Source organism: Micromonospora sp. GCM10011542 (assembly GCF_042650685.1).
In the GTDB taxonomy this organism is placed as follows: domain Bacteria; phylum Actinomycetota; class Actinomycetes; order Mycobacteriales; family Micromonosporaceae; genus Micromonospora.
In genome coordinates, this window is sequence record NZ_JBHSBO010000029.1 from 1 (window position 1) to 2,526 (window position 2,526).

General features: G+C 67.2%; 4 protein-coding genes. 2 read left to right on the forward strand and 2 right to left on the reverse strand.

The genetic code is table 11. From position 1 onward, the window contains the following. Positions 1-346: integrase core domain-containing protein (locus ACFOW4_RS10295; RefSeq protein WP_377526572.1), on the forward strand; the 346-nt coding region annotated here is incomplete at its 5' end. Between the two features lie 119 nt (positions 347-465). Here ACFOW4_RS10295 and ACFOW4_RS10300 read toward each other — a convergent pair. Both ACFOW4_RS10300 and ACFOW4_RS10305 read right to left on the reverse strand, forming a co-directional pair. Continuing rightward, complete coding sequence (locus ACFOW4_RS10300) at positions 466-1,152, reverse strand: hypothetical protein (protein WP_377526573.1); 687 nt, start codon at positions 1,150-1,152, stop codon at positions 466-468. Between the two features lie 85 nt (positions 1,153-1,237). Further along, a complete protein-coding gene (locus ACFOW4_RS10305; protein ID WP_377526575.1) occupies positions 1,238-1,708 on the reverse strand; it encodes a UPF0158 family protein in 471 nt (156 codons plus the stop codon). 157 nt (positions 1,709-1,865) lie between these two features. Here ACFOW4_RS10305 and ACFOW4_RS10310 point away from each other — a divergent pair, with 157 nt between their 5' ends. Further along, a complete protein-coding gene (locus ACFOW4_RS10310) occupies positions 1,866-2,291 on the forward strand; it encodes a VOC family protein (protein ID WP_377526576.1) in 426 nt (141 codons plus the stop codon). Positions 2,292-2,526: the final 235 nt, after the last annotated feature.

The following is a 2,526-nucleotide window of genomic DNA, read 5'->3' on the forward strand; positions in this document are numbered from 1 at the left end:
TTCGCCGAGCAGCTACGCTCACTACAACAGCCCGGTGTTGCAACGACCGATTGAACTCGCCCAGTTCCGGTCGAAGAAGTTCGTCAAAGCGTTACGGCGCAACGGATTGACCGGCTCGATGGGCCGCGTCGGAGCCTGCGGCGACAACGCCGCCATGGAGTCGTTCTTCGCCCTGCTGCAACGCAACGTCCTGGACCGGCAGCGCTGGCACACCCGCCACGAACTGCGCCTGGCGATCGTGACCTGGATCGAACGCACCTACCACCGCCGCCGACGCCAACGACGCCTCGGCAAGCTCACCCCGATCGAGTTTGAGACAATCAACAGGCCCGCACACGCGGCCTGAACTGCTCAACCCCGCGAGTCAACCAAACCCGGGGCAGTCCCGATCCGTGCGTACCGACCTGAGCGCGGCAGGCCCTGTCAGCGGTCCGCAGAGCACTCGTCAACTGCGCACCGGGCTGTTCACCTGTAGAGCGGCAGGTCCTGGGTGGGCTCGGCGGGAACCACGTCAAGGCGCGGGTCGGTGGTGAGTTGGGTGATCAGCGCCCGGGTCCCGCCGATCCCGGCCCAGTGCGGATCGACGTCCTTGGCCACGCACCAGGCGTGATCGGCGGGCCAGGCGAATGCCGGCTCGGCGTTGCTGAGACGGCGCTGGCCCGGCCACCCCGCAGCGGTGTCCCAGGTGCCGACGTCGGCTAACGGCCCTCGAAACAACCAGTACGCACGGTTGGGCACCACAACCTTGGGCGCACGCGGTGTCGAGGGCGGGGCAGCGGGTCTGGGTGCCAGTCCCGGCTGGCCGCCGAGCCGCTCGAGCGGGGCGCCTGTGTTCTCTTTGTCGATGTACACGGCGCCGTCGTCGGCTGCGACGTCGGCGTCGCCGAAGCCTTCCCAGACGCAGAAGTAGCAGTCTTCGGGGGTCGTGGTGTGGGTGGCCAGCACCTCGAAAAGGGTGGGCAGCTGGTCAATGGGCCAGTCCGCGTCGACGTCATTTTCGCTTTGGCCGGGGTATGTCGGATCGGGCAGGAACCGAAGCCGCGCGTAGGCGTCGAAGCCGGCAGGGCCGAGTCCCACAAGCTGCTGCCACGGCAGGTCGCTGTGGGCGATCCAGTCGGCGGCCGACAGTTCCCGACAGAAGTTGAGTGTCACCCATACAGAGAACGCCAAGTAACACCCGGAAGGCGGCAGATGCGTACGTTCGTCGTACAGGAAGTCGCGGGGCGCGGGCGCCAGCTCAGGGAAGGTCGGGATCGGGGTGCTCGGCCACGAAACGCTCGCCCGTTTCGTCGTTGACCAGCGAGTTGTCGACCAGCCATTCAACAGCCCGCCGCTTTGCGCGCACGTCGCGGAAGGCGTACCACGCCGGCAGCAGGTGCGGATACTCCTCGTGCAACTCGTTCTTGAACCGGCGGAAGGCGCCCTTGCCCTGGATAGCTCGCGCGAGTCGGCGGCCGGCCGCCGCGTTACTGATCTTCTCGGCGAAGTCGGCCATGTCCTGGTACCAGACGTAGGACGGCAGCGGGTCGATGCCGACCAGGTCGAGGTCGTCAAGGTCGACGGGCGTGTGTCCGTCGATGCCGCCGTCCGTCGTCCAGAACACGGTCTCGCCGGTCTGCGGGTTGATCAGCCATCGGTGCTCGTAGTCGGTCTGGTCTTCGAGCGCGGTGGCGATCTCCTCCAGGTCTAGCCTGCTCAGGTCAAGCATCCGGCCACCATAAACCCGCTGCTAGCCGCGCTTCCACCAGCGACCGCGCGACCAGCGGCATGAGCGTGCACTTGAGTCTCCCAACGCCAGCCAGCGCCATGTGGAGTGCATACCCCACCCAGTCTGGTGGTAGCAGGCGGCCGTAGGGTGTCGTCCCATGCCATCGGTCAAGCAGGTCCAGGTCACCTTCGACTGCATCGAACCCGAGCGCGTCGGTCGGTTCTGGTGCGAGGTGCTGGGGTACGTCGTGACGCCTCTCGAGGGCTTCGGAACGTGGGACGACTTCCAGCACTCGATGCCGCCCGAGGAGCAGGGCTCGTGGTTCGCCTGCGTCGATCCCTCGGGGGTCGGCCCGCGTCTGTACTTCCAGCGCGTGCCCGAAGGCAAGGTGGCCAAGAACCGCGTCCACCTCGACGTGCGGGTCGCCTATGACCTTGAGGGCGAAGAGCGGCTGGCCGCCCTCGAGGCCGAGTGCGCTCGGCTCGTCCCACTCGGCGCGAGACGCGAGCGACTGCTGTACGACGGCACCGACGCGTGCATGGTCATGCAGGACATCGAGGGCAACGAGTTCTGCCTCACCTGAGGACCCGCCGACCGGTCATCGGCAGAGTCGGGCGTCGGCACGCAGATCAGCGCGCGACTCGCGGCAATTGAGCGCGCTTCTGACGCGCAGCGATTTCCCGTACGGCTGGCCGTCAGCCGCGTCCGAAGGCGGTGTAGAAGGCGCTCGGGTCGGCGGCCAGTGACGCCTTGATATGGGCGCTCCACTCGTCGGCGACGACCTCCAGTTTGCGGGCTTCGATGCCGTCGAGAGCGGC

What these genes read in the sequence shown, in the direction of transcription:
- ACFOW4_RS10305 (WP_377526575.1), bottom strand. Translation starts at nt 1,708, where the DNA reads ATGCTTGACCTGAGCAGGCTAGACCTGGAGGAGATCGCCACCGCGCTC.
- ACFOW4_RS10310 (WP_377526576.1), top strand. Translation starts at nt 1,866, where the DNA reads ATGCCATCGGTCAAGCAGGTCCAGGTCACCTTCGACTGCATCGAACCC.